Genomic DNA, 26,885 nt, shown 5'->3' on the forward strand with positions numbered 1-26,885 from the left:
ACGATCTCAACGTACCAAAGCCAACACTCGCCCTTGTGGTAGCAGTTCGCGCACCTAACCGGCCCCGAGCTAACGTAGACTCACGTCGCTGACGGTCGTGCGGGCACTACGCTGCGGCATCTTGTGTCCTCGACGTTGACAGGTTCGGAGCGGTCTTCTTGGTCATGCTTGGCGCCAGCAATATTCGCCGGGCAACTATGCGATGGATTGGCATCCCATCTTTGTTGCTGGCTCTCGTTACATCGGGCTGTGCGGGACACTCAGAAAATGTCCTGATTCCGTCCGCTGACGGCGGTGGAACTCCGGTCGACATTTTGGTTATGTCTACCCGCGAGAAGAGCCCGACGCCCGGGCAAATTTACGGTGGCGAGAGGGCACGAGATTGGTCGCTGTCGCGAGTCGTCGTGTCCGTCCCGCCCTCCAAGGCACGCAAGATCGGCAAAGTGCAATGGCCTCGCCGATACCCGCCAAATGCCGCGACCGAGTTTGCGACCTTGTCGGCCGCGAGTGTCTCCGGCGCGCAGGTCGACGACTGGTTCCTGTCGGTGGCCGGTCGCAGGAGAAAAGTTCTGATCTTCGTCCACGGATTCAATAACAGCTTCGCAGAGGCGCTTTACCGGCTTGCGCAGGTCAAGACCGATTCCGGCACCGACGCCGCCCCAATCCTGTTCACCTGGCCTTCCCGCGGCGGCCCCTTCGCCTACCTCTACGACAAGGAAAGCGCTACGTATTCGCGCAACGCGCTGGAATATCTCATCGACAGGGCAGCGAAAGACCGAAACGTCACCGATATCACAATCCTCGCGCATTCAATGGGCAACTGGCTCGCGCTCGAGGCGTTGAGGCAATTGGCAATTCGGCGAGGTCATCTTCCCGAGAAGGTTCGCAATGTCATCATGGCTTCCCCGGACGTCGACGTGGACGTCTTCCGACTTGAGTATGAGCAGTTCCGCGGGCCGAAGCCAAAGGTGACGTTGTTCCTCTCGAAAGACGACAGCGCCCTCTCAATCTCCCGCTTTCTTTCGGGCGAAAAGGATCGTCTCGGGAGCATAGATCCCGATGTGGAGCCCTATCGCTCAAAGCTGCAAAATGCCGATCTTTCGGTCGTCGATCTCACCAAGGTGTCCTCTGGCGACAGGTTCCATCATGGCAAATTCGCGGAAAGCCCCGAGATTGTGCGCTTGATCGGCAAGCGCCTGATTGAAGGGCAGGACATCTCTGGAACTGATCTGGTCACTGGTATGCGTCTGCCAATCCTGATGGACCGATAGGAACCCGGCGCGAGCGCCGATCGCCCAGATGTTGGCGCGAGAGTGGATTTCGCCAACGGGGCGGCCGGTGCCGTGACTCACGGTGAGCGCGTCTGGCTCACTACCGCGACCATCGGACATGCTTATCCTGAGCAATCAGGTTGGCGCATATATGAGGCATCGAATCCTGTCCTCAAAGGGGGTGGTGAACCTTCGCCTCGTGGAACTGTGCCTCATTTCGATGACTGGCATGTTGAGTTTCCAAAATGAGCGCCACAGATGAAAGCACGTCGGAATTCGCAGAGGTCACCGACCTGGAGAGGTCGGAACCTGTCGGACACACGGCGGCAAAAACGCCGGCCGCGCAGAGCGGGGTTGTAGGAACGATTGTCGTCACTGCGCTCGTCGCTTGCATTGTCGGTTTGTCGCTGTGGTATCTGGTTCAACCTCAGCCCCTCCTGGTTCAAGGCGAAGCAGACGCGACCCGCATCGACATCGCCGCGCGCGTCGACGGGCGCGTCGCGATTCGACCTGCACAGCGCGGCGCGGCCGTTATGGCAGGACAGACGCTCCTTGAAATCGAAAATCCGCAGCTGCTGACCAAGCTCGCGGAAGCCGAGGCCGCCGTGAAGGTCGCCGAGGCTGATCTCGCGCGGATCGAGACCGGCACACGCCCGGAAACCGTCTCAACGCGCAAGGCGGCAGTAGCGGTTGCCGATGCAAATCTCAAACTGGCTCAACAAAACTATGACCGCACCAGCCAGCTGACGGCGCAGCAAATTGCTTCCGTTCAGCGTCTGGACGAGGTCACGGCATCGCTCGACGTCGCACGCCGAAGCGCGGAGCAGGCAAGATTGTCCTACCAGGAGGCGATCAACGGTTACACCGTCGAGGAGCGCGCCGTCGCCAGGGCAGCAGTCGCCAAGGCGCAAGCGGCGGTCGCCACTCTGCGTTCTCAGGTGGCCGAGCTGAAGGTCTCGGCTCCGGTCGCGGCCGAAGTCTATCAAATCAGCGCGGAACTTGGTGAGTACGTCTCACCGGGCGTGCCGCTGCTCTCGCTCGTCGATCTCGGCAACGTCTGGCTCCGCTTTGATCTGCGTGAAGACCTCGCTCGAAACCTGAAGACCGGTGACCATTTCGATGTTCGCATCCCGGCGCTTGGCGATAAGCCAGTCACCGTCGTTGTGCGGACAATCGCGACGCGAGGCGAATATGCCGGCTGGCGCGCGACCCGCGCAACGGGCGATTTTGATCTGAGAACCTTCGAGGTCCGTGTCTACCCTCTCGAGCCGGTAGCGGGCCTGCGACCAGGGATGAGCGCCTACAGTGACTGGGGGGGCGGCCGATGAACGGAGGTTTCGTCGCGGTTGTCCTGCGAGAAGCACGGTGGCTGCTGCGCGATCGGGTCGCCATCCTTATCGTTCTCATGCTCCCGCTCTTCGCATTCGGCGTTCTCTCGCTCACCTTCCGCAATGCAGTGGTGCGAGATCTTGGCGTTGATATTGTCGACCAGGATCATTCCCGGACGTCGCAGCTTTTCGTACAAGCCGTCGATGCCGCGCCCGGAGTACGGATTGTGTCACGCTCGAACGACCTCAATGGCGCAATGCACACAATACGCTCCGGTGAAGCGATCGCGGTAGTCTACATACCCAGAAGTTTCGAGCGTGACCTACTGGGACAGAAACGTCCTCAGATCGTAATCTTTCACAATAAGCAGTTCTACACGCCAGGCAATATTGCATCCAGCGCGCTACAGTCTGCACTCAATGCCGCTGTCGCGGATATCACGCCGGCATCGTCACCGGTGGCGTCTGCCGGTCCGGGGAAACTGGTCGTGGAATCCTACGTTCTGACCAATCCGGCGCTGAACTATGTCCAGTTCTTGCTTCGAGCGATCCTTCCGACCGTACTCCACGTCATCGTCGCAATTGCGGGCGGATACGCGGTAGGTTCCGAGTTTGGGCGGGGTCGAGGCCCCGAGAGTTGGATGAAAGCGGCCGGGGGCAGCGCGCTTGTGGCGCTCACAGGCAAACTAGCACCCTATCTCATGATCTTTGCCGTGCAAATGACCGTAGGTAGCGCCATCATCCACGGATACTTCGACATTCCATTCCGTGGCGATTCCGGCCTGCTCGGGCTAGCCGCCTTTTTGATGGTCTCAGCTTATCTCGCGCTGGGGGCGATGCTGCAACTGCTTGTCCGCAATCTCGCCATCGGGCTTGCTCTCGTGGGACTGATTTGCTCGCCTGCTTTCGGCTTCGCCGGTCTTGGCTTTCCACTTCTTGCAATGAACGACTTCTCTCTCGCGTGGGGCGCGATGCTGCCGCTGCGATGGTATGTGCAAATTCTCGTAGATCAGGCCGCGCGTGGCGTGGCGGTCGCATATTCGGCACCGCCCTTGCTCGTACTATGTGCTCTGGCGTTCGCCTATTTCGGTTTCGCTCTATTGCTTTTGCGGAAACGAACGCGGAGCGGCTGGGCCAAGACCGAAATCCCGGCCATGTCCGAGCCGCGCCGCCGTGGCGTAGCTGGCGCGTTCACAGGCGAGATACATCGCGTGCTGCGCGACAGCGGTGCCCTCGGCCTGCTTGTCCTGGCTCCGGTCGTCTATGCCGTCCTCTATCCGCAACCGTATCTCGGCCAGTTGATCCGCAAGGTGCCGGTTGCGGTCGTTGATGCCGATCGAACGGATATCAGCAGACGGCTACTCATGGAACTCGACGCCGACGAAGCGATCCGCGTCGCATTACGCCCGACGACGCTCGCCGAAGCGCGTGAGGCACTCGAAAGGCGCGAAGTCTTCGGCATCCTGGGTATTCCACAAGGTACGGAGCGCGAATTGCTCAAAGGCAACCCGGCGCGCCTTTCCGCATATGTCGATGCCTCCTACTTCCTTCTCTATAATCGCACCGTCCAAGGGTTCGCCGAGGCATCTGCCACCGTGACGAACGAACTGGCTTCTGGCGGCGCGCGCTCCGACGGCAGCCTGGCGCGCGCGTCCCTCAATCGCCTCTCGCCGGTTGAAATACTGAATCAGCCATTGTTCAATCCGACAGGCGGCTATGCGAGCTATGTCGTGCCGGCCGCCTTCTTGTTGATCCTGCAGCAAACGCTGATGATGGGCGCGGCGATGCTCGGCGGCGCGGCCCACGAGCGCGGCGGAAAAGCTGCCACGCTTCAGCGTGGGACCCCGGCAGCGGTGTTGGGGCAGGGCCTTGCGCATCTCGTGCTCGTTGCACCCGTCTATGTGCTTTACCTCGTCCTGCTCCCGCGGATCTACGGATTTTCCTACAGCGCGCGGTTCGCCGACCTCGCGGTCTTTGCCATTCCTTTCATATTGTCGATCAGTTTCCTTGGGCAGTTCATCGGGGCTGGCTTTCGACACCGAGAGACGGCGACACTCCTCTTGATTGCGCTCGGGCTGCCGCTCTTTTTCCTTGTCGGAATTGCGTGGCCGCCTGAAGCGATCCCACCGATCTTGCAGAAAATGTCACTCGCTATCCCGTCCACCAGCGGCATCAGCGGGCTGGTCCGGCTCGACCAGATGGGCGCGTCGTTCGGCGATGTCGTGCCGGCCTGGAAACAGCTTTGGCTCCTTGCTGCAATCTACGCGCTTCTCGCAATGCTGGCTGCTCGTGCTTTCGGCAGGGAGAAGGCGTCATGAAGAAGGGTCGGCTACTCTCAATCGTCGGTATTGTCTGCGCCCTGGGCGGCTTTGTCGCCTATTCAGTTCTGCCCCAGGAGCCAGCGGCGAGCACGATCGGCATGGTCCAGCGCATTCGGCTCAGGGTCTCGCCTGAAGTGACCGGTCGCCTCGTGAAGGTTCTTGTGGTGCCGGGCGATAGCGTTCGGGCCGGCGATACGCTCGCGGTTCTCGACAATCCTGAACTTTCCGCATCGATCGAGGAAGCGCGCGCCGCCGTGACGAGTGCCGCCGCCGAACGCGACCGCATTCGCTCCGGCGTGCGTCAGGAAGAGGTGGCCATCGCAGCGCGCGCTGTCGAAACGGCGGAGGCCAATCTATTGCTGGCCCGTCAGATGTACGATCGGGCGGCAGCACTCGTCGGGAGAGGTACAACAAGCCGGCAGCGACTCGATGAGGCGACAGCTCAGCTTGAGAAAGCACAGGCCGACCTCGATAGCCGCAAAGCTGAGCACGCCGCCGCGACGGCCGGTCCAACCGCGGAGGAACGGGCTTTGGCAGAGGCCAAGGTCGCCGTGGCAATAGCGTCGCTCCGCGATGTCGAGGCCCGTGTCGCAAAGCTGCGGCTCGTCGCGCCTCAAGATGCAACTGTCGGGACGATCTCCAGCGAGACAGGCGAGATATTACCGGCTGGTCGTACGGTCGTGACCCTCGACCTCAACGCGGACCTCTTTTTCGCATTCTCGATCCGCGAGGATCGCCTCAATGGGGTCGGCATGGGCTCCAGGCGTGAGCTCGTGGACGATTCTGGCAAGAAAATCCCCGCCCACGTCACTGAAATGCGCCCGCTCGGCGAATTCGCCACCTGGCGCGCGGCGCGAGCGGTGGGCGATCACGACCTCAACAGCTTCCGCGTCCGCTTCGAGCCGCTGGAGCCGACGACCGGACTAGCTCCTGGCATGGCGGTCTGGCTTCCGAGCCCAAACTGACCGGCAGACCGGGATGAAAGATCATGCTCCAGGAGAAGGCCGACTTCACATCTGTATTGCTTGATCCCGTGATCCTGGCGGGACTTGTCGCTATAGCGGGTGGCATCGCTCTGCGTTGGTTTCTACGAGGCCACCCAGCTCATGGTGTCATGCTCCGTCTAGGGTTCCTTATCGCTGTCACGGTCATCGCGATCAAAAGCGGAAATGCGCCGTATGAGCCGGCGCCAACGGGAGTGTCGCCTCTTCATCGTGCGTTTATTGGTGCGACGAAGCTGGTCTGGTGGACCACGGCCGCATGGTTCATGGCTGCGTGCGTCCGGGTTTTTCTGCGCTTTGAGGGTCAGGCGCGAGAATCGCGTGTGATCCAAGACCTCATTGTGGGAATCATCTATGTCGGCGCCGTCCTCTCGATCATTGCCTACGTGTTTGGAGCCCCGGTCGGGACGCTCCTCGCGACGTCGGGCGTAGTAGCGATTATCCTCGGTCTCGCTCTGCAAAGCACGCTGAACGATTTGTTCTCGGGCATTGCGCTCAATATTGGCCAGCCCTACGCGATCGGTGATTGGATTGCGCTGCCTGACGGCACGCAGGGGCGCGTGACTGAAATGAACTGGCGGGCGACTCATTTGCTCAACGGCACCAACGATCTCGTCGTCCTGCCGAACGCTCAACTCGCCAAGCTGATGGTGACGAACCGCAGCAGTTCCGAACGCAGCCACGGCGCGACTTTGACATTGCGTTTCGTTCCCACCCGCCGCCCGACTTTAATCGCCGAGGCGATGCAAAACGCGCTCCTAAATTCCACGGCGATCCTTCAGACCCCGCCGCCCGGGGTGCAGATCACGGCGCTGGATGCAGACGCCGTCACCCTCGAACTCTCGTTTCGGGTTGCCGAGTTTTCGCGCATCGCAAGAACCAAGTCGGAACTGTTCGATTTGGTTTACCGCCACGCCAAAGCGGGGGATCTCAGACTCGCGTCCCATGAAGGATCTGGTGGCACAGGTGGTGGTACGCTGGAGGCTGCCCGGCCGACCCCGCTCCGGCTCACGGAGACCCTGCCGCTATTCTCCTCCCTGTCCGGCGACGAGAAGGAGCGAATCGCCAGCAGCATGACACGCCGGGCCTACCGCAAAGGTGAAATTGTCGCAGCTCGCGGAGACATCCTGTCCTCCCTTTTGATTCTCCGCAGCGGAATTGTCTCCGTCGAGGACGCAAGCGGCATCGAATTGAGGCTCGCGCCCGGCGACTATATTGGCGAATCGGGAATGCTTATGAAGGCGGCCGAGACCGCAACGTTTCGCGCGCTCACCAATGTCGTGATGTACGAGGTCGATCGTGAGACCATGGCTCAGCTCCTGGAGGAGCGTCCCGGTATAGCAGAGGAGCTCGCTCTGCACCTCTCGCAACGCGCTGCAAAGCTGGGAGGGACGGACGCCGGAATTGCCGCATCGTCCGCTACGCGGCAAGGAATCGTCACCCGGCTAGTTGACCAGATCATGATGGCCCTGAAAAGCTCGGCCTAGAGGCCGTCCGAAAGGCGTCAAACGAGCAACCGGATCTCGCTTTCGCGACTGTCTCCATCTATTTCGGCGGCAAGGAGCCCAATCGGCCTCATGGCCCGCTCTGGCGAACTCGCGATCGGAACTTACGCTGCTGTCCGGAAAAGTAAGTTAAGGTGGGTGCATGCTCCCGCAACCATCTTTGCTGGCGTCGATTGCAAGTTATGATCGACGCCGGTCCCCGCAACCATCTTTACTTGCTCGGGGCGCAAGTGATGATTAGATCCTGCCCCCGCAACCAACGATCCCTGCTTTTGCATCAAGCCCTTGCCACGCAAGGGCTTTTTGCGTTCTGGCCCTCATACCAGTCGTCGGTAATGAGCTGAGCCCCTGAACTTCCTTCGTTGCTGGAGTGCACCCCGTTTGACCGGACAAGTCGGCTAGGTTGATTTAGCCCTGATGAACTGCCGAGGGGAAGCCATCTTGAGGGCAGAATGGGGATGGATTTCATTATAATCCTCGATCCATCCGTCGATGAGCCGGAGCGCTGTTTCGGCGTCCGGCAGAGGTGATATGCGCACGTAATCCCGTTTCAGGGTTTTGACGAATGCCTCCGACATGCCGTTCGACTGAGGGCTGGCGACCGGCGTGAAGCAAGGTGTGAGATTGAGTGCTTGTGCAAACAGCCTCGTGTCCCTCGCGGTGTAAGCAGAGCCATTGTCGGAGAGATGCTCGATAGCGTGCGGGGCTCGGGTTGCATGGAAGCGTTTCTCGACCGCCTCCAGCATCATGTCACGCACGTCCGAGCCGGAAATGCCTGCATTGGCAACCGCCGTCCATGCGATGATCGCCCGGTCGAAAGCGTCGATGATGAAGGCGAGACGGATCACCTCGCCGTTCCAGCAAGTTACCGCCAGACCTTCGGAGCACCAGCGCAGATTGGAGCGCATGACCATGACCTTGCCGTCATGGATGCGGCCCTTGCGAACGGCCGTATGCTTCTCCAGCAACATGGCGTGGTTGCCCATGATGCGGTGAACCCGCTTGGCGTTAACGACGGGCTTATCGGCGGCTCGCCTTTCGCGATTGAGGAGCGCGGCGATCCGCCGATAGCCATAGGTTGGCCTTTGATCTACCAGTCTGCGGATGATGGGTAAAAGCTCTGCATCCTCGGCCTTATGATAGGAGCCGCGCGGCTTCGATCTGCCTTTCAGCCGCTCGATGAGGTTGGAACGGGATACGCCCAGCGTATCTGCGACGGCCTTCATCGCGAACCGTCCTTCGGCAACAAGATCGGCCGCGATATCCGTTTTTTTGAGTCCGCTTTGGAAAGGGCTTCGCGGAGGATTTCGACCTCCATCGTCTTGCGGCCAAGCATGCGCTCCAGCTCGCGGACGCGATCTTCCAGCTTCTTCACTTCCGAATTGCCGACCACCGGCTCGTCAGAATCCACAGCTGCAGCACCTCCCTCGCTCAAGAGCCTGCGCCACCGGTAAAGCAGATTGGGCGCGACGCCATGGCGGCGAGCGGTGGACGATACCGTCTCGCCTGGTTCGAAACTCTGCTCAATGATCGTCAGCTTTTGCTCGGTTGTCCACCGCCTGCGGCGCACATCACCCGTCAGCAATTCAACATGTCGATACTCGTTAGACATAAGCCTGTCCTCAAGCCTGTGCTTGAGCCTTTCTGCTTATGCCGACTGTCCGGTCGAAATGGGGTGCAGTTCAGTTGCATTCATGCACTCCAGTTTCATTGGAAGCACCTTAACTCGGTGTCCAAGAAACCGGCAGCAGGCCAATAGCCGTAAACCTTGTCGCTCTCTTTCCATGCCTCCAGGAGCAGATCGGTCTGTTGCTTATCCTCGCTGGTTCGCCTGCTCAGCGGGTTCTTCAGCCAAGTGTACTGGCAAAACAAGGCGGATGCCTTCCCTTGGTTCATAACCTAAGGCAGATTTTCGGAAAAATACGGTTGGCCATTGACGCGCGTCAACGCGGGCATTCGTCCAGATGGCATCGTTTTCGATCAGTTAAACAGCGAGGAAGCCCAATGCGAGAACGTCAAAGTGAGGAACAGGGCAGGCCAACCCATCAGCAAAAGAGCGATAGGCATCTTGAGCAAAAGCTGTCGTTTCAGGTGCCCGATTTCGAACTCCATAAACACGGAGACGATGGCTGGAAGATTTTTGCTGTTTCCGACCGGGATATCCATTGGATCGCAGCGAATTTTAGCGAGTGGAGCAGTGGTGAGACGTTGCTCACCTTGCAGGAAGCGAACAAATTTCTGCGTGAGGCGAGGAAATTTTCTCTTTGCACGAGTTACAAACGTCTGAACGGCAAGACCATACTCTGACATATCTCTGTCAAGATCGGCTTGGGACGGGCCGCCGAAGTTTAATCATGGTACCGTGGTTTCCGCTTTTTTGTTTCGCAAGAAGGAAGGGTTTAATTTCTTAATCAGGGAGGTGGAAAAATGCTTGTGCGAGAAATGACACACAATGAATGCCTGGCGGTACTCACGGATGGGAGACTGGCGCGGATGGCATGTGCGAAGGACAGCACCCCTTATGTCGTCCCGCTATACTACGCTTACTCCGGAAATAGTCTCTACGCCTTTTCAATGCCAGGAAAAAAACTGGATTTCCTTCGGTCGAACCCGCGTGCCTGTTTACAGGTCGACAAAAGCCGCGGAGATCATCAGTGGGTGAGCGTTATAGTTGATGCGGCGTTCCGCGAACTGCCCCAGGAAGATCCGCCCGGTGAGGAGCGGCTCCATGCCTGGTCGCTTCTCTCGCACCACTTTGACTGGTGGGAACCGGGTGGGTTGAAACCGCAACCGCAACCTCTTCGCACTGCTTCCCGGCATATATTCTTCGCCCTGGATATCAACGCCGTAAGTGGAAGAGAGGCGAGGCTGGGTGAGCCTGAGCGGGTTTCGCCGCAATGATATGGATGCTGTGAATGCCAACTCAGTCCAAGGCGAGACTGACGGGAGAATGTCGAAAGATTACCTCGGGAGGACTGCATTGTGACGATCTACGACGAACGCGAAAAAATGGCAGAACAACAATATGTCATGCAAATAGAAAAGCCGTTCAGGGTTCGTGCCCGGCGCGACAGATTGCTGGCGAACTGGATGGCAACGCTGCTTGGCCGGGATGTTGAGCGTTGCCTTGAAGAGATAGTTGAAGCTGATTTTTCACGGGGTGAGGAAGGTATCCTAAAAAAACTGGAGCACGATATCGGCGTTCTGGGACTGTCGGACGCGCATGATCTGATACGGGAAAAAATGCATAAATATCTCGCCGATGCCCTGCGCGAGGTCGAAGGGTCGATCGGGCAATAGCACAGGTGCCGGTGGCCGTGACGACGACACATGGACTCGCCGGATCCGCCAGCACTCGCATGTTGCACCACGCGGACGCAGCAGGCCTAAAACCGTTGACTGTCGCGTTCGTTTTACGCTGCTGACGGGCCCTGTGCTTTATCCCAATCGTTGCGCCGTCTCCACACGCCTTGCCTGATATATGCTGCCGGACTCGTCGTTTCGCGCCCGCTTTGGCAAAGGAGAAAACTCGCCGAACCGGAGCCCGTGGATGGCCAGAATCTGTGGCCCGGTTGACCGTGGTCAATGGCAGTTCCCGCAAGTTCTTCGATCATGACCGCGTTTATAACGAGCAAAGGGAGAATGGTCATGGACGACAATACTCTGTGGCAGAACATTATCGATGCGCTCCACTTCGAACCCAGTATTGATGCGGCGAACATCGGCGTTGCCGTCGATGCGGATCACTTGCGAATTTACTGATCCTTGCGCGCCGCGGCTCCTGGAGAGCCGCAGCGCGGCCAAGCACGCAGCACACGGACTGCTCGTTTCGAGCATGGTCGGGGAGGAGTGTATGATGTTCTCTACGCTACTGTATATCACCAAAGGTAAATCGACTGAGCTGGAGGGCGATACGGCTCTCAGACTGGCAGATGAGGTGGGCAGTCATCTTTCCGTTTTGTTGACGAGTGTCGCGTCGCCTCCGCCGGTCGGTGCACATATGGAAAGTGTCTCCACCGCGTGGCTTGGCGAGCGACAGGCCGATCAGGACAGGTTGGCCAGACGCTCTCTTGCTCTGAACACCTATTTCAAGGACAGGATTTCTTCATACGATATAGAAGAAGCCTATACCGAGATATTCAATATGGACAACGTCGTCGGTTATCGCGCACGATTTGCGGATGCCGTGGCCCTGGGGCCGGATATTCTGGGTGATCCGTCGTTACGCGATGCAGTCCTTGACGGAAGCCTTTTTCACGCGCGTGTACCCGTGCTGATAGATCCCCTCAGAAACTTCTCCTGGGACCAAAACTCGGTTCTCATCGCGTGGTCTGACACACCTGAAACAGCCGCTGCGGTCAGGGCAAGCATTCCGGTTCTGAAACGCGCGAGGTCTGTACAGATCCTCGTTGTCGATCCGGATGGCGAACGGGAACTCGCGGCCGAACTGCGCTCCTATCTGGCTCATCATCACATCACGCCGTCGATGGACAGTCTGATGAGCCAGGGCCGGACCGTCGCCGAGACCGTCGAAGTCTACGCTGAACGCATCCAGTCAGGGCTGATCGTCATGGGGGCCTATGGTCATTCGCGGCTACGCGAACGGATTTTCGGTGGCGTCACGCGTAGCCTGATTGAACAGATCAGGCGGCCGCTCTTTCTGGCACGATAAACACTTGGATGAACCCGACAGCCCGGCAGGTGCAGAGGGCGCAAGCCACATGGCTTCACGTCGAAAGGTGAAAAAGATGAAAGCTCTCGTTTTTCAAGGACCGGGCCAAAAAGCGCTTCTGGAACGACCCAAACCCGTCATCCAGGGAGTGACGGACGCAGTGGTGAGGATTACCAGGACAACCATTTGCGGGACGGACCTTCACATACTCAAAGGCGATGTTGCCTCTTGCGCGCGTGGACGCATTCTCGGGCATGAGGGCGTTGGCGTCATTGAGGAGGTGGGCGCTGCGGTGTCCCGCTTCAGGAGGGGGTATCGCGTTCTTGTTTCCTGCATTTCCTCATGTGGTAGGTGTGATTATTGTCGCCGTGGAATGTATTCGCATTGCGAAACCGGGGGCTGGATTCTGGGCAACACCATTGACGGTACGCAAGCGGAATTTGTGCGCATCCCGCACGCCGATACCAGCCTTTATCCCATTCCGGCGGATGTCGATGAAGAAGCTCTGGTCATGCTGAGTGACATCCTACCAACGGGCTTTGAGTGCGGCGTCCTCAATGGCAAGGTCCAGCCCGGCAATACAATCGCGATCGTCGGTGCTGGTCCCGTTGGACTGGCGGCGCTTTTGACAGCGCAATTCTACTCGCCCGCTGAGATAATCATGGTTGACCTTGACGATCATCGTCTGGCGATAGCCCGTCAATTCGGCGCGACGCACACTATTCGCGCCGATGAACCTGATTTGGCGGCGCGTATTTTCGAGCTCACAGATGGCAAGGGCGTCGACACGGCGATCGAGGCGGTCGGTGTGCCATCCACGTTCGAATTCTGCGAGGAGATTATCGCTGCTGGCGGCGTGATCGCCAATATCGGAGTTCACGGCCTCAAGGCAGACCTGCACCTTGAAAAGCTGTGGTCGCGGAATATTGCCATCACGACACGGCTGGTCGATACAATAAGCACGCCCATGTTGCTGCGCACGGTGAAATCCGGCCTCATCGACGCCGGGAAGTTGATCACTCACCGCTTCAAACTGGACGATATTCTCGAAGCCTATGACACCTTCAGCCGGGCGGCCAGCACACATGCGCTCAAGGTCATTATCGAGATGCCAGCGAAACAGCACCCCGGTTTGCAAACGGAAGACAGCCAGTCCGCCCCCGGTGGCATTGCGGGACACCACGACGCTCACCTTGCGACGCGATCCGGCTTGTCAATTGATGTGCGAGCCGTAAGGAGTGACGACGAGCCGCGCCTTGCGGAGCTTTTCAAACACGTCACACCGCAGGATCTTCGCTTCCGCTTCCTTGGCGGTATCGGAGAGGTCAGTCATGAACGTCTGGTCGCAATGACCAAAGTAGATCATCGGTTGACCGAGAATTATCTAGCTTTCGTGGCAGGCACGGATATCCTCATTGCGTCGGCCATGTTGGCCTGCGACGTTTCCGGAGAGAAAGCCGAGATCGCCATCGCCGTGCATGCCGACTACAAAAACAGGGGCGTTGCGTGGGAATTGCTAGGCTTCTTGTCGGACAAGGCGCGTGAAAAAGGCGTTCGGACGTTACAATCGATAGAAAGTCGAGATCATCATGACGCTGTTAAGCTTGAAGAGGAACAGGGATTTGTCGCAAGATCGTTTGAGGGCGATGCGACTCTGGTCCTGATCGAAAAAAATCTCCGGTGAAGCGTCGATAAGTATCGGGCGATTTGCATCCAATCCCGATGCAGCAGAAACAATCAGTCGAAGCGGATTGTTTCAGGTTTCAGCGTCGTCAAGCGCCCGTCTCATCTTTCGCAGTAGCACGGCGCGTTGTTTTTCATCGGCTGCTTTCTCCATCCTCTCCTGCAGGTCGATGATCAGGGATTGGAAATCATTATGCCAATCCCGGTGTCCGACGTGCAGCGGTTCAAGTCGCGGCAGTTCCCGCTGCGTTGAAACAGCAAGGGCGCCCTCGCGCGTGAGGCGATAAGTTGAGTCCAATGCCGGTTCGATGATCGCAAATGCAGAGTTCATTGCGGCGAGGCTGGCGTTCAAACCGGCGATTGCCGGACGTTCGCCGTGCACCAGAAAAACCGCATGTTTGACGGGAAATCTGGCGGCAACCCATGCCGCAAGTTCTGGCCCGTCGGCATGACCGCTATAAACGTCGAGTTTGCGAATATTGGCCCGCACGACAATTTCATCGCCCTGGATACGAACGGTAGACGCTCCGTCCTCCAATATGCGGCCGAGCGTGCCGGAGGCCTGATAACCTACCAGCAGGACTGTTGCTTCTTCTCTCCACAACCAGTTCTTCAGACGATGGCGAATACGACCTGCCTCGCACATCCCACTCGCCGCAATCACGATGTGAAAACCCCTGAGATTGTCTATGGATCTGGATTGTTCGGCGGTCTCGGTGAAGCGAATTTGCCGCGAGCGGAGTGCACGTAAGAGAAGCTCGCCATTTTCGAGTTCCCGGGCGTGACGGCTAAAAACTTCTGTCGCCCGCGTTGCCAGTGGGGAATCGATAATGATTGGGCAACTTCTGATGGCGCCCGCATCAAGCAGGCTGACCAGATCCGCAAGAAGCTCCTGCGTCCGTTCGACCGCGAAGGAGGGAATGAGGAGCGCTCCGTTTTGATAACGGGCAGCGAGTTGAACCTCATCTTTCAGCATCCTTCGCCGTTGCTCCGCTGATGGGTCATTGCGATCGACATCACCATAGGTACTTTCACAGACAAGATAATCCAGACCAGAAGGTCCTTCCGGTACTGAGTGGAACAGTTTGTGCTGCGGTCCAATATCGCCGGAAAAAAGCAGGTGCCGGCGCTCCGGGCCGTTTCCAACCTCAACCTCGACAGATGCGGAGCCAAGGAGATGCCCTGCATTCCAGAAGCGGAACCGAAAGGCGGGTGAAATCACCATCCATTTCTTCATGGGATGAGCGCGCATCTGGGTCAGGGCCGCAGATGCATCCATGGCCGTATAGATCGGGACGACGGGCTTTCGCCCCCGATGCTCATTGCGGCGATTGAGTTGTTCGACTTCCATTTCCTGGATATGGCCGGAGTCGGGCAACATGACAGCGCAAAGATCACGCGTTGCAGCGGTGCAGAAAATGGGGCCGGAATAACCATCTTTAACAAGCTTCGGTACAAGACCCGTATGGTCGATATGCGCATGGGTAAGGATGACGGCGTTCAATTTGGTGGGAGCGAAAGGAAAGGGACGGTAATTCAGTTCCTTTTCGGTTTTGGATCCCTGAAACAAACCGCAATCGATCAATACGCGTTCGTCGCCGTATTCGATGAGAAAGCATGAACCGGTTACCGCGCCGGCTGCGCCATGAAAGGTGATTGACGGGCTGTATGACATTTCGCCTCCGATCGCGTGCCTTTGCCTAAATGGTTGGAGCGGGCAACTGCGGAACGTTAGGGTCCGGGATCTCGGTCATGGCGGCCTCCGTGAACAGAAGGACGCTTGCCGCCGATACGGCATTCTCCAAAGCCACTCGAACCACCTTTGTCGGATCTATAATGCCCTCCTTCAGCAGATCGACATAGCGATTTTGCGCCGCGTCGAAGCCCACGGTCCCGTCGTCGTCAAGCAATCGCGCGATAACGACACCCGCATCTGTGGCCGAGTTCTCGGCAATCTGCCGCGCCGGCGCCTCTTGCCTATTGCCTCTGGCCTCCGAGCTGAAGAGAACATTCTTATGGGACATGGAACTCTCGTTACTTTGCTGCGACCGAGGCGACACATGACCTCCGCCCATCAATTCAATCACAATGGAGGTGTCGGCAGAGGAAGCGTTTGACCGGCGTCAACGACGTGATGATCCCCGAATTCGCTTGGAAAAGGATTGACGCCGGTCAAGGGGTGTTGTTCCGGCAGCTCTATAATGGCCTGAGCAACAAAAGGAGGGATCAATGATGAGCGAAATCATTCCTTACAACGCCTGGATACTTGTGGCAGATGCCAAAAGGGCGCTGCTCCTGCGAAACGCGGGAAATGCCGCGAATATCATGTTGAAAGTCGAAGAAGTTATCCAGGCACCCCCGAATGGACCAACGCGTGACCACGGCACAGATAGGCCCGGTCGAACCACATCTGGCAGTCATCGTAGTAGTCTTGGCAATGCCGACCTGCACCGACTGGAGGAAGAACGCTTCTTTTCCAACGTTGTCGAAAAACTCCAGTCTGCCTGTACCGACAGGGACGTTCACAAGCTCTACGTCGTGGCGCCGCCCAAGGCGCTTGCAGACTTGCGTAGCGCCATGCCGGACACGCTCAGAAAAATCATAGTTGCCGAACACGACAAGGATATCGTCAATCTTCCGGTAAACGAGATAGAGAAGTATTTTGTGTCATAAGTCCGTGCGCCCGACGGGATGCTGACCAGGATTGGGCGCGGCACCGGTAACCGCGTTTGGCGAGAAGGCGTTCCTCCTCGCAGATATCGTATCCTGCGCCAGATCGGGCTGGTTGCTAGGTGAATCGGCAAAGATGGGCCAATCACAAAAAAGGGGTGGAGCGGCGTGGGTTGCCTGCAACCTTCGCCATCCCACCCTACTTGAAATCAGGCCGCTCTGACCTCGATTTTTCTTTCATTCTTCTTTGCCTCCTGGCTCTTGGGGAGCTTGACCGTCAGGACGCCTTTTTCGAACATTGCGGTTACTTTGTCAGCGTCGACGTGATCCGGCAGGGAGAAGCTGCGCTGGAAGGAGCCATATCGCCGTTCCGAAAGGTGATATTCTTTTTGCTTGTCTTCCTTTTCTTCGCGTTTTTCCCCACGGATCGTCAGCAGTCCATTTGAAAACTTGACCTCGATATTTTTCGCATCGAGTCCGGGGCATTCCGCGGTTACTTCGTATACATCGTCTTTTTCGACCAGATCGACGGCTGGCGCGGTGTTCCATCCGTTCGGCAGGTGGCCGGAGGAGAAAAGATCGGGCGCGTGCCAGGATGTGGGCATGAAATCATCGAAAAGACGATCGACTTCCGCCCGAAGGGTTTCGAACGGCGACCAGAAATTTCCAGCGGGCGTCACCGGCTTTTCCTTGTTTTTCACTGGAAGTTTGGTTGGGGCCTCAGCCATGATAATTCTCCTGTTCTCCAAGAAAGATATCGGTCGAAAAAGCAGTTGAAAGCCATTTCAACCACTTGCGGCTCTTCAGTGAGCATGCCGATTCAACCGTAATGCAACGGGTCCGGCATTGATGGGGATCAATGCCGCATGTCACCTGCTCTGCAATTCGCGGCCAACAGGCGTGGCTTCTTGTGCACGGGATTCGACAACCGATTGACGAAGATCATCGCGGGGCTGCGATGTTCGGTTCAGGCTTGGTTTATTGGTTGGACGATCCACGGGAAGGAGCCATGTAAATGTCAATCAAAACCATACTTGCTGTCCTCGGCGCAAAGCATGCTGCGGCGGATGCTAGTCAGGCTGTCGAACTCGCCCGCGAGTCGGGCAGCCACTTGTCTATCCTGGTTCTCGGCGCGGCCCTGTCGCCCGTGACGGCTGATTATCCTCTCACCACCGCCTGGCTGGAAGAGAGACAGAAAGAAGTCGATGAACTCATAAGCGCCCGGGTCGAGGCCGAGGCCCTTTGTCAGAAAAACGGCGTGTCCTACGATGCTGATCAGATTTACGATGATCGCTTCATCCTTGAAAACAATCTCCGCATGCGGTCGCTTTATACCGATATCGTGCTCGCAGGTAGCGGCATTCGAAACGATGGCGATCTTCGCAAAACGGTCATCGCGGCAACAGTGTTCGATGCTCGTAGCCCGCTGGTTTTTCTGGCGCCGGAATTAAAAGCGACCCTCAGGCCAAAAAAGGTGCTGCTTGCCTGGAATTCTCGACCTGAAGCGGCTCGGGCGGCCAAGGAGGCCCTTCCGCTTCTGGTACAAGCGGATGCGGTTCATATCGTTCTCGTCGATCCGGACGCCTCCTACTATTCGAATGGCGGGGAACCGGGGGCAGATGTGGCTGCCTTTCTTTCCCGCCATGGCGTCAAAGCAGTCGTCGAGCAAATAGCAAGCGCCGACAGACGTATAGAAGCGGTTCTGAGGCAGCGTGCACGCGAAATCGGCTGCGATATGATCGTCATGGGCGCCTATGGGCATTCGCGTCTGAGGGAGCGGATATTCGGGGGCGTCACGGCTTCGATCTTGGAGGAGTGCCAGATACCGGTCTTTCTTGCCCGATAGCGATCAGGTGCGATCATCATGGCTGGCGCCGGTGGCGCCAGCCAGCTTTCATGCGGAGCGCCCGTAGCGCATTAAGTACGACCGCGACGTCAATTGCCTCCTGAAGAAGTGCGCCCTCGACCGGTTTAAGAAAGCCGAGCGATGCAAAGATCATCGCGCCCACCGATAAGCCTATTCCGGCTATGACGCTCTGCATCGCGATCCGCCGGCAATCCCTTGCGATTTTGATGCCGTCGCTGATGCGTTCGAGCCGCTCGGAGAGCAGAACCGCGTCGGCTGCTTCGGCTGCGGCCGCCGATCCGTGTAAGCCCATGGCAATCCCAACATCGGCTGCGGCGAGCGCCGGCGCATCGTTCACGCCATCCCCGACCATCATGGTTTGCGCCAGATGTGCCTCCTTCCGAACAAGTTCGATCTTCTGTGCCGGTGTCAGCCCAGCGCGGATTTCGGACAAAGGCAAACCGCTGGTGATGGCACGAGCCACTTCGGCGCGGTCGCCGGTCGCGAGGATAAGACGGTTGAGCCCTAGTCGCTTCAACTCAGTCAGGGTTTCTCTGGCGCCCTCGCGAAGCGCGTCGCTGAAATGCAGGGTGCCGGCAAACCTGCCGTCGAGGGCAACGGCCGCGCTCATGATTTCAGCCCGATCGGGGGAGGGCGTATCGGCAACCTTCGAGGCGATGTACTCCAGGCCGCCAATGGCGACCTCGGTGCTTCCGACGTATCCCGAGATACCTTCGCCGGGCTTCTCCGATACATTGGTTGGCGGCGTCAGGACGAGGTCGCGCTCGAGCGCTGCGGAGACCACCGCACGTGCTGCAACGTGGTTTGAGCCCTGATCCAGCGAGGCGATCAGCCGCAGCAGTTCGTTCTCGTCCTTTACTGCATTAATGGCCACGAGATGTGGTTTGCCATCGGTAAGTGTCCCGGTCTTGTCCAGAACCAGCGTTTGTATCTGGCCGAGCTTTTCGAGAATGTCGGCGCCTTTGACAATAAGTCCAACGCCAGCGGCCCGCGACATGCCAGCTGTCCATGCAACCGGAACGGCCAGGATGAGAGGACAGGGGGTCGCAACGACAAGCACGGCCACGGCGCGAACGGGATCGTCCGTCAACAGCCATGCGAGGCCGGCTATCGACAAAGTGACGCACAGGAAAGCGAAAGCATAACGGTCGGCCAGCCGTGACATGCGGGCCTTACTGGCATGTGCGGCCTCCACCAGCTTGACGATCCCGGCATATGTACTTTCCCTGGCCGATTTTGTCGCTGTCATTTCAAAGAGGTCGCCTGCATTGGCGGAACCGCTCATGATCGGCTGCCCTCTTTTTCTGTCAACCGGAAACGCCTCCCCGGTGAGCGCCGCCTCGTTCAGAACGGCGTCCTGGATAAGTATGCCGTCGGCTGGAATGATGTCGCCCCTGCGCACGACAAGCTGGTCGCCGGGTTCAACGAGTTCGATAGCGATCTCGTCCAGAATTTTCCCCTGACGGCGGGTCACGATTCGAGGTGCCCGCGTCAACAGCGCTGTCATCTCACGTCGGGCGCGACCCTCCGCGATACTTTCGAGATATTGCCCGCCGGAATACATCAAGGCGACGACGGCAGCAGCAAGATTCTCCCCGAAAAATAGAGCAGAACTCATCGACAGCAGCGCAATCGTATCGAGGCCGAATTCCCGTTGGCGCAGGCTAATGACAATCTGAGCCGCAAGCGCCAGAATTACGACGAGTGTGGCAACTGTCAGCGCGCCGTCGTAGACTCCATCGAAACCGGCCAGCAAGCCCAGGAGGGCAACGGAAATCCCGCCAAGCGAGGTAATGACGAGGATTGGTCTGAATCGCTTCAGAAGATCGGCAAAAGACAGATGTCGCACAGCGGTTTTTCCCGGAGAAAAAGGTGAGGTCGATAACACCCGGACTGTGCCAGACCAGGTTCTGGGCCCGCTTGTTTCCGGAGCGAGCATAAAAGCAAATCCTCCTTGCGATGGCATGCCGCATCATCCGGTGTAGCTGGTCGTGGTGGCATCCGCGCTGCGTGACCGGCCGCTGACGAATTTCTCGACTTCCGTCACGACAAGGAGTGTTGCCGAGACTATCAGCATCAATGTCCATTCGAAAAGGGAGATGGGCGTTAGCGACAGGGCATCCTGGAGCCAGGCGCTATGCATGGCGCCGATGTGAACAAGCTGGGATAGCCCGACGGAGACCATCAAGACCGGATTCCCAAAGAGGGGTGTCGCGAAAACAGACCGTCGTTCCGAACGGCATGCCACAGTCTGAACATTCTCGAACAGCACGAAGAGCAAGAGTAGCAGGTTGCGGGCTTGTTCTACCGTATAACCGGTCGCCAGAAGCCAGTAGAAGACGACGAAGCCGCCACCGCCGATGACAAGAGTGGACTGGGCAATGCGGCGGATCATCACGCGATCGAAGATTGGCTCCCGGGGATGTCTGGGCGGTTGAGATAGCTCGTCACCCTCCGGTTTTTCGCTCGCAAGCGCCACATCCTGAATGCCATTGGTGACAAGATTGAGCCAGAGAAGCTGGACGGGCAACAAGGGCATCGGAAAACCCACCGGGATTGCAACAAGAAAGAGAAAGATCTCTGCTGCGCCCGTCGCCACGGACATCAAAATCACCTTGCGAATGTTTGAGTAGGCTGTCCGTCCTTCGCGGATGCCGCTTACGATCGATGCGAAATTGTCATCGGTCACAATGATATCGGCGCTTTCCTTCGCGACATCTGTGCCCTTGAGTCCCATTGCAACCCCCACATGGGCGTGCTTCAGCGCTGGCGCATCGTTTACTCCATCGCCGGTGACGGCGACAAAGTGGCCGTTACGGGCCATAGATTGAACAATTGCGAGTTTTTGTGAGGGGTCAACCCGAGCATAAATCCGGGCCTTTCCGGTGAGTTCGTCCAACTGGGTCGTTCCAGCCGCCTGTGCCCGGTCGACGGCTTCACCAGTGGTAATTTCTCCCGGCCCAACCTTGAATCCTGCCTGCCTCGCGATGGCCAGAGCCGTCCTGGGATCGTCGCCCGTCACCATTGCCAGTTCAACCCCTGCCGTCCTGCACTCCTTGATCGCCATGGGTACTTCCGGCCTTATCGGATCCCGCATGCCGACAAGACCCAGGAACACGAGGTCGACAAGATGATGCGGGCCAAAGTTCAGGTCAACTTCGCTACGAATCTCACCTTCCGCAAATGCCAGCACCTTCAGGCCGCAGCTCGCCATTGCATCCTTCTGGGCGATCAACGAACTGCGGTCGATGGGGACTGCGCTGTCATCCACCTTCATCCGGTCTGCCATCTCGATCAGTGTCTCGGGAGACCCCTTGGCGAAAACGCGAACATGCTCGCCGTCGCGATGGAACGAGGCGGCATATTTGAGGTCCGGCTCATAGGGGATGCGACTGATTAATGGAAAATCTGTCGATAACCGGGCCTGATCGAGACCAATTCTGGACGCCGCTACCAGCAGCGCGACGTCGACGCGATCACCAACGCCATCCATGCCGGAAGCACTTTCTGTCAGTGAACCTTCGTTAGGTAAGGATGCAGCGCGCAAAAGAGCTGCGGTTCGCGCTCGAACGGCTGAAGGAGCGTTGTCAGTTCCAGCAAGGTCGCTCGTATAAAGATTCCCGACGGCGTCAAGCTCGAAGCGGTTGCCACCCGGAAGGCGGATTTCGACAACGGTCAGTTCGTTGAGTGTCAGAGTGCCGGTTTTGTCAGTCGCGATCATCGTGCACGAACCCAGTGCTTCAACCGCCGGCATGCGGCGCACGATGACATTCTGATTTGCCATGTGACGCATGGCGACGGCCAGTGCAATGGAGATGGCGATCGGTAGTCCTTCGGGTATAGCGCTGACAGCCAGTCCCACCGACATCAGGAAAAGCTCGTTCCAAGGCAAATCCTGAAAGAAGCCGATTGCGACCAATATCACGGATGTTACGCCGACCGTCCAGGCGATAAGGTTCGAGAAATGTGAAAGCCGGATCATCAACGGCGGCTGGGCGGTATCTGCCTTGCCAATCTCTACGGCGATCTTGCCGACTTCAGTGGCTTGGCCGGTGCCGGTGACAATTCCCCTGCCGCGACCACGCGTGATCAGAGTGCCGGCAAAGACAACGCACGATCCGTCCTCTGTATCGCGTATGCCGAAAGGCCTCGCTGTCTTTTTGATCGGGGCAGACTCGCCCGTCAGGAGAGATTCGTCACAAACGAGGTTTGTGGTTTCGATCAGATCAATATCGGCGGGAACCCGCTGGCCGGCATCAAGTACGACCAGATCTCCAGGCACCAGACATCGCGCCTCAACCTCACGCATCTCACCGTCGCGAATGATCGTTGCATATGGCTGCTCAAGTTTACGGAGCGTCGAGGCTTCCCGGCCTGCGGTGTATTCCTGCAGAGTTCCGATTATCCCGTTCAATAACAACACTGCGCCAATAAAGGCGGCATCCTGCACCTCGCCGGCGAAAAATGAAACGGCTGCGGCTAGTAACAGGATGTAGATCAGCGGGCTGCGGAACTGCCGCACGAACGTCGTAAATGGCGAGGGAGCATCACCTCCCGGTAAGACGTTTGGTCCGTAGAGACTGAGACGGGCCTGTGCATCTGCCTCTGAAAGGCCTTTTGCCCAGACCACGGACTGTCCCAACGATGCGGTCGTAACGACCATCTGCGCTCCCTTTGACTGCTTCCACGGTGAGATATTCAGAACCTGCCCGATACATGCAGGAGCACGTCTCTCATGTAGCGTCCTGAGGTTCGTTGTCGCCGGAAGATCGGAAGATGCCTTTGGGGAGCATTTTGCCTGCCGCGTAATATCTGGCATTGATCGCGGTCAATTCCAGACAGCGGGATCTACGTTTGATCTGCCGACTGAGGAGAGTTCGACCATTTCCAGTCGCGGACCTCAGGCATGTCCTCGCCATGTTGCCGGACGTAACGATCATGTTCGGTGAGTTTTTCTCTCAGCATGCGAATGATGCCAGGAACCCTGTCTTTCAATCCCGGCACCCTGTCGATTGCTGACAGAGCGAGGTGAAACCGGTCAAGTTCGTTCAGAACCGTCATATCGAACGGCGTCGTCGTCGTGCCTTCTTCGATGAAGCCGCGCACGTGAATGTTGCGATGGTTAGTGCGTTTATAGGTCAGGCGGTGGATAAGGTAGGGATAGCCGTGATACGCAAAGATCACGGGTCGGTCAGGAGTAAATATGCGGTCAAACTCCTCGTCGGCCAGACCGTGTGGGTGATGCTCTTTCGATTGCAGCGTCATCAGATCGACGACGTTGACGACACGGATTTTCAACTCAGGGATCGCCTCGCGCAGCAGGCTTACAGCAGCAAGAGTCTCCAGGGTGGGGACGTCGCCTGCACAGGCCATGACGATATCGGGTGCTATCGCTTCCTCCTCGTTGCCGGCCCATTCCCAGATGCCGATACCAGCCTCGCAATGCTTCACCGCCTCGTCGATGGTCAGCCATTGCGGTTCCGGCTGTTTTCCCGCGACGATGACGTTGATGCGGTTCCAGGTCTTCAGGCAATGGTCGCCGACCCACAGCAGCGTGTTGGCGTCCGGCGGCAGGTAGATGCGAACGATATCGGCTTTCTTGTTGGCGACGAGATCGACAAATCCCGGATCCTGATGGGAGAAGCCGTTGTGGTCCTGCCGCCAGACGTGCGAGGTCAGCAGATAGTTGAGCGAGGAGACGGGCTTGCGCCAGGGGAGCTCCCGGGAGACCTTCAGCCACTTGGCATGCTGGTTGAACATGGAATCGACGATATGAATGAAAGCCTCGTAGCAGGAAAAGAAGCCGTGCCGTCCCGTCAGCAGATAGCCTTCCAGCCAACCCTGGCACAGATGTTCGGACAACACCTCCATCACCCGGCCTTCGGGTGACAGATGCACATCATATGGCCTGATGTCCTGCATCCACACGCGGTCGGTGACTTCGAAGACCGCACCGAGGCGGTTCGATTCCGTTTCGTCCGGCCCGAAGATGCGGAAATTGGCATTGATGGCGTTGAGCTTGAGGACGTCGCGCAGGTATTTACCGAGGATTTCGGTCGTCTGGATCATGAGCGCGCCGCGCTTTCCAACCGGGATCGCATAGTCGCGGATATCCGGCACCTGTAGCTCCTTACGCAAAAGGCCGCCATTGGCATGGGGATTGGCGCCCATGCGCCGCGCGCCGCGTGGAGAAAGGGTGCGCAATTCTTCCTTCAGGCAGCCGTTCGCGTCGAACAGGTCTTCGGGGTCGTAACTGCGCATCCATTCCTCTAGGATCCTGCGATGGCCTTCGTTTTCGCGGCAATTGGCGACCGGCACCTGATGCGCCCGCCAGAAATCCTCGACCCTCTTGCCGTCCACCTCTTTAGGCCCTGTCCAACCCTTTGGGCTGCGCAACACGATCATCGGCCAGCGCGGCAGACCCTCCAGCCTGCCGCGACGGGCCTCAATCTGGATGGCGCGGATGCGGTCGAAGGCATGATCGAGAACCGTTGCCATTTGCAGGTGCATCTTTTCAGGGTCATGGCCTTCGACAAAGAAAGGCTCGTAGCCGTAGCCCCGGAAAAGATGGTCGAGATCCGTGTCGTCGATGCGCGCCAGCAGTGTTGGATTGGCGATCTTGTAGCCGTTCAAATGCAGGATGGGTAGCACAGCTCCGTCGCGTACAGGGTTCAGGAACTTGTTGGAATGCCAGCTGGCGGCGAGCGGTCCGGTCTCGGCTTCTCCATCGCCGACAACGCAGGTGACGATCAGGTCCGGATTGTCGAAGGCCGCCCCATAAGCATGCACCAGCGCATAACCGAGTTCGCCGCCTTCGTGAATGGAGCCGGGTGTCTCGGGTGCGGCATGACTGGGTATGCCGCCGGGAAACGAGAACTGCCTGAAAAGCTTCCTCATCCCTTCGGCGTCCTCGGAAATCTCGGGGTAGATTTCGCTGTAAGTTCCTTCGAGATAGGTACTCGCTACCATTCCAGGCCCGCCATGGCCGGGACCGCAGACATAGATCATATCGACATCGCGGTGACGGATGATACGGTTGAGATGAGTGTAGATGAAGTTTAGGCCGGGCGTCGTTCCCCAATGGCCAAGCAGACGAGGCTTGATATGTTCTGCCTCTAGCGGTTCGCGCAGGAGTGGATTGTCGAGCAGATAGATCTGGCCGATGGAAAGGTAATTGGCAGCGCGCCAGTACCGGTCCATAAGCAACAGCTCCTGATCGCTGACGTGGCTCGCTCTCGTCGAAACATCTGTGGCCTGCATGTTCGGCTCCTTGGAATTCGGTTCGGGTCGTGATGTGCGGCAGGTTTCATCCGACAGGGGCGATAAGGGAAAGGCATTCCTCCGCGATCATCTGCTCTTCATCTGTCGGAATGACATGCATGGATATGCGGCTTGCCGGGGTGCTGATCGTGAGCGCGTTGCGCCGGTTGGCCTGCTCGTCAAGCTCGGCACCCATCCAGAGCAACCGGCTGGCGACCATGGCGCGAATATCCGGTTGGTTTTCGCCAATGCCGGCCGTGAAGACCAGCCCGTCCAGTCCGCCGAGCGTTGTGGCAAGGCGGCCGATCTCGCCCGCGATCCTGAGGGTAAAAAGCTCGATGGCCTCCCGGGCGTGCGCGCTGCTGTCCCCGATCAGTTCGCGTGTGTCGCCGCTGAGGCCCGATACGCCGAGTAGACCGGACCTGTGATAAAGCATGTCCTCCAGTTCCTCGCGTGTTTTCCCGAGTGGTCCGAGAAAGTGCAGCAGCACACCCGGATCGACCGCGCCCGGGCGGGTGGCCATTGGAATGCCGTCGAGGGTGGAAAATCCCATGCTGGTATCGCGGCTCTTGCCATCGTCAATCGCGCAGAGGCTCGCGCCGCTGCCGAGATGAGCGATGATGACTTTCTTGTTAGCGATGGCCGGAGCCCTGCTGGCGAGAGCGCCCGCCACGTAGCGATAGGACAGCCCGTGAAAGCCATAACGTTTGACACCCCGGTCGTGCCAAACCCGAGGAATGGCAAGGCGACGGACGAGATCGGGCTGCGTCGTGTGGAATGTCGTGTCAAAGGAAGCGGTCTGAACGAGCTTCGGGCGTAGGTGTTTGAGCGCCCTGACAAGACGCAACGCCTGCGGCTGATGCAGTGGCGCCATGTCGACCAGCGAACGGATCTGTTCCAGCGCCTCATCGCCGATCCGGACCGGCCCATCGAAGATATCGCCACCGTGAACAATCCTGTGGCTTGCAGCAACAACACGATCGAGATCAAAATGGGTAGCCAATGCGCCAAAGACCTCCTCCATCAGGCCCGCGAGATTATCACTCGCAGCCCTTTTCAAGGGCAGGTCGAACGTGGTCGGTCCCTCCACCAGATGCAGCGTTAACGGCAGAGCCGAAAAATCCACGACAGCCTTGCCAACACGTTCCGGCATCTGCCCGATCAGACGGAAAACACCGATTTTTACTGTTGAGGAACCGGCATTAAACGTCAGCAGGATGGCATCGTTCATGTGAACTCTCCGTGTGCGGCGGGTATGTCGTCCGCGCCATGGCGCTCGGAATGGCGTGATAGTGACGTCCTTGTTG

General features: G+C 58.2%; 19 protein-coding genes and 3 pseudogenes. 14 read left to right on the top strand and 8 right to left on the bottom strand.

Features of this window, described 5'->3' with window-relative positions:
• The first annotated feature begins 164 nt into the window (after nucleotides 1–164).
• From AGR1_RS00380 to AGR1_RS00400, 5 genes are all read left to right on the top strand, one after another.
• Nucleotides 165–1,271: an alpha/beta hydrolase gene (locus tag AGR1_RS00380; protein ID WP_246669647.1), complete on the top strand. Its 1,107-nt coding sequence runs from the start codon at nucleotides 165–167 to the stop codon at nucleotides 1,269–1,271.
• A gap of 245 nt (nucleotides 1,272–1,516) precedes the next feature.
• Nucleotides 1,517–2,599, top strand: coding sequence for an HlyD family efflux transporter periplasmic adaptor subunit (locus tag AGR1_RS00385; RefSeq protein WP_149145868.1), 1,083 nt, complete (start codon nucleotides 1,517–1,519; stop codon nucleotides 2,597–2,599).
• Nucleotides 2,596–4,917 (top strand): ABC transporter permease, encoded by a 2,322-nt coding sequence (locus AGR1_RS00390; RefSeq protein WP_149145869.1) that lies wholly within the window; start codon nucleotides 2,596–2,598, stop codon nucleotides 4,915–4,917. The genes AGR1_RS00385 and AGR1_RS00390 overlap by 4 nt, the downstream gene beginning before the upstream one ends.
• Entirely contained in the window at nucleotides 4,914–5,885 is a 972-nt protein-coding gene (locus AGR1_RS00395) for a biotin/lipoyl-binding protein (protein WP_149145870.1), read from the top strand. Before AGR1_RS00390 ends, AGR1_RS00395 begins: the two co-directional genes overlap by 4 nt.
• 23 nt (nucleotides 5,886–5,908) lie before the next feature.
• On the top strand, nucleotides 5,909–7,408 hold the full coding sequence (locus tag AGR1_RS00400; RefSeq protein ID WP_149145871.1) for a mechanosensitive ion channel family protein: 1,500 nt from the start codon (nucleotides 5,909–5,911) through the stop codon (nucleotides 7,406–7,408).
• A 416-nt stretch (nucleotides 7,409–7,824) separates the two neighbouring features.
• Here the strand turns inward: AGR1_RS00400 and AGR1_RS00405 are convergent.
• Nucleotides 7,825–9,038, bottom strand: a protein-coding gene (locus tag AGR1_RS00405; RefSeq protein ID WP_149145872.1) for an IS3 family transposase whose coding sequence is annotated in 2 segments (ribosomal slippage) — nucleotides 7,825–8,702 and nucleotides 8,702–9,038 — 1,215 coding nt in all. Because the reading frame shifts where the segments join, the coding sequence is not laid out codon by codon here.
• 392 nt (nucleotides 9,039–9,430) lie between these two features.
• On the opposite strand from AGR1_RS00405, the gene AGR1_RS00410 reads away from it, so the two are divergent.
• The 7 genes and pseudogenes from AGR1_RS00410 to AGR1_RS29830 all read left to right on the top strand — a co-directional run bounded on the left by AGR1_RS00410 (nucleotide 9,431) and on the right by AGR1_RS29830 (nucleotide 13,782).
• Nucleotides 9,431–9,733: a hypothetical protein gene (locus AGR1_RS00410; RefSeq protein ID WP_149145873.1), complete on the top strand. Its 303-nt coding sequence runs from the start codon at nucleotides 9,431–9,433 to the stop codon at nucleotides 9,731–9,733.
• A 120-nt stretch (nucleotides 9,734–9,853) separates the two neighbouring features.
• Nucleotides 9,854–10,327, top strand: coding sequence for a pyridoxamine 5'-phosphate oxidase family protein (locus AGR1_RS00415; protein WP_080789780.1), 474 nt, complete (start codon nucleotides 9,854–9,856; stop codon nucleotides 10,325–10,327).
• A gap of 81 nt (nucleotides 10,328–10,408) precedes the next feature.
• Nucleotides 10,409–10,726, top strand: coding sequence for an ATPase inhibitor subunit zeta (locus AGR1_RS00420; protein WP_149145874.1), 318 nt, complete (start codon nucleotides 10,409–10,411; stop codon nucleotides 10,724–10,726).
• 348 nt (nucleotides 10,727–11,074) lie between these two features.
• Nucleotides 11,075–11,164, top strand: a pseudogene (locus tag AGR1_RS00425) (ornithine aminotransferase); the annotation flags it as partial.
• A gap of 115 nt (nucleotides 11,165–11,279) precedes the next feature.
• Nucleotides 11,280–12,098, top strand: a complete 819-nt coding sequence (locus tag AGR1_RS00430; protein WP_149145875.1) for a universal stress protein — start codon at nucleotides 11,280–11,282, stop codon at nucleotides 12,096–12,098.
• Nucleotides 12,099–12,174: 76 nt separating this feature from the next.
• A pseudogene (locus AGR1_RS29780) lies at nucleotides 12,175–13,206 on the top strand (zinc-dependent alcohol dehydrogenase family protein); the annotation flags it as partial.
• Between the two features lie 240 nt (nucleotides 13,207–13,446).
• Nucleotides 13,447–13,782: a GNAT family N-acetyltransferase gene (locus AGR1_RS29830; protein ID WP_281406429.1), complete on the top strand. Its 336-nt coding sequence runs from the start codon at nucleotides 13,447–13,449 to the stop codon at nucleotides 13,780–13,782.
• 72 nt (nucleotides 13,783–13,854) lie between these two features.
• Here the strand turns inward: AGR1_RS29830 and AGR1_RS00440 are convergent, their stop codons facing one another.
• Complete coding sequence (locus AGR1_RS00440; protein ID WP_149145877.1) at nucleotides 13,855–15,456, bottom strand: MBL fold metallo-hydrolase; 1,602 nt, start codon at nucleotides 15,454–15,456, stop codon at nucleotides 13,855–13,857.
• A 25-nt stretch (nucleotides 15,457–15,481) separates the two neighbouring features.
• A pseudogene (locus AGR1_RS00445) lies at nucleotides 15,482–15,754 on the bottom strand (TCP-1/cpn60 chaperonin family protein); the annotation flags it as partial.
• Between the two features lie 256 nt (nucleotides 15,755–16,010).
• On the opposite strand from AGR1_RS00445, the gene AGR1_RS00450 reads away from it, so the two are divergent.
• Entirely contained in the window at nucleotides 16,011–16,454 is a 444-nt protein-coding gene (locus AGR1_RS00450) for a host attachment family protein (RefSeq protein ID WP_080789786.1), read from the top strand.
• A 206-nt stretch (nucleotides 16,455–16,660) separates the two neighbouring features.
• Here the strand turns inward: AGR1_RS00450 and AGR1_RS00455 are convergent, their stop codons facing one another.
• Nucleotides 16,661–17,179, bottom strand: coding sequence for an Hsp20/alpha crystallin family protein (locus AGR1_RS00455; RefSeq protein ID WP_080789787.1), 519 nt, complete (start codon nucleotides 17,177–17,179; stop codon nucleotides 16,661–16,663).
• Nucleotides 17,180–17,466: 287 nt separating this feature from the next.
• Here AGR1_RS00455 and AGR1_RS00460 point away from each other — a divergent pair, with 287 nt between their 5' ends.
• Nucleotides 17,467–18,297, top strand: a complete 831-nt coding sequence (locus tag AGR1_RS00460; RefSeq protein ID WP_149145878.1) for a universal stress protein — start codon at nucleotides 17,467–17,469, stop codon at nucleotides 18,295–18,297.
• A 16-nt stretch (nucleotides 18,298–18,313) separates the two neighbouring features.
• Here AGR1_RS00460 and AGR1_RS00465 read toward each other — a convergent pair whose 3' ends face one another.
• From AGR1_RS00465 to AGR1_RS00480, 4 genes are all read right to left on the bottom strand, one after another.
• Nucleotides 18,314–20,167 carry a heavy metal translocating P-type ATPase gene (locus AGR1_RS00465; protein WP_246669619.1) on the bottom strand — a complete coding sequence of 618 codons (1,854 nt, stop codon included), beginning with the start codon at nucleotides 20,165–20,167 and terminating at the stop codon, nucleotides 18,314–18,316.
• Between the two features lie 123 nt (nucleotides 20,168–20,290).
• On the bottom strand, nucleotides 20,291–22,981 hold the full coding sequence (locus AGR1_RS00470; RefSeq protein WP_149145879.1) for an HAD-IC family P-type ATPase: 2,691 nt from the start codon (nucleotides 22,979–22,981) through the stop codon (nucleotides 20,291–20,293).
• A 185-nt stretch (nucleotides 22,982–23,166) separates the two neighbouring features.
• Nucleotides 23,167–25,578 (bottom strand): phosphoketolase family protein, encoded by a 2,412-nt coding sequence (locus tag AGR1_RS00475; RefSeq protein WP_149145880.1) that lies wholly within the window; start codon nucleotides 25,576–25,578, stop codon nucleotides 23,167–23,169.
• Nucleotides 25,579–25,624: 46 nt separating this feature from the next.
• Complete coding sequence (locus AGR1_RS00480) at nucleotides 25,625–26,809, bottom strand: acetate/propionate family kinase (protein ID WP_080789791.1); 1,185 nt, start codon at nucleotides 26,807–26,809, stop codon at nucleotides 25,625–25,627.
• Nucleotides 26,810–26,885: the final 76 nt, after the last annotated feature.

It is taken from the genome of Agrobacterium sp. B1(2019), from assembly GCF_008274755.1.
Taxonomy (GTDB): Bacteria; Pseudomonadota; Alphaproteobacteria; order Rhizobiales; family Rhizobiaceae; genus Agrobacterium; species Agrobacterium salinitolerans.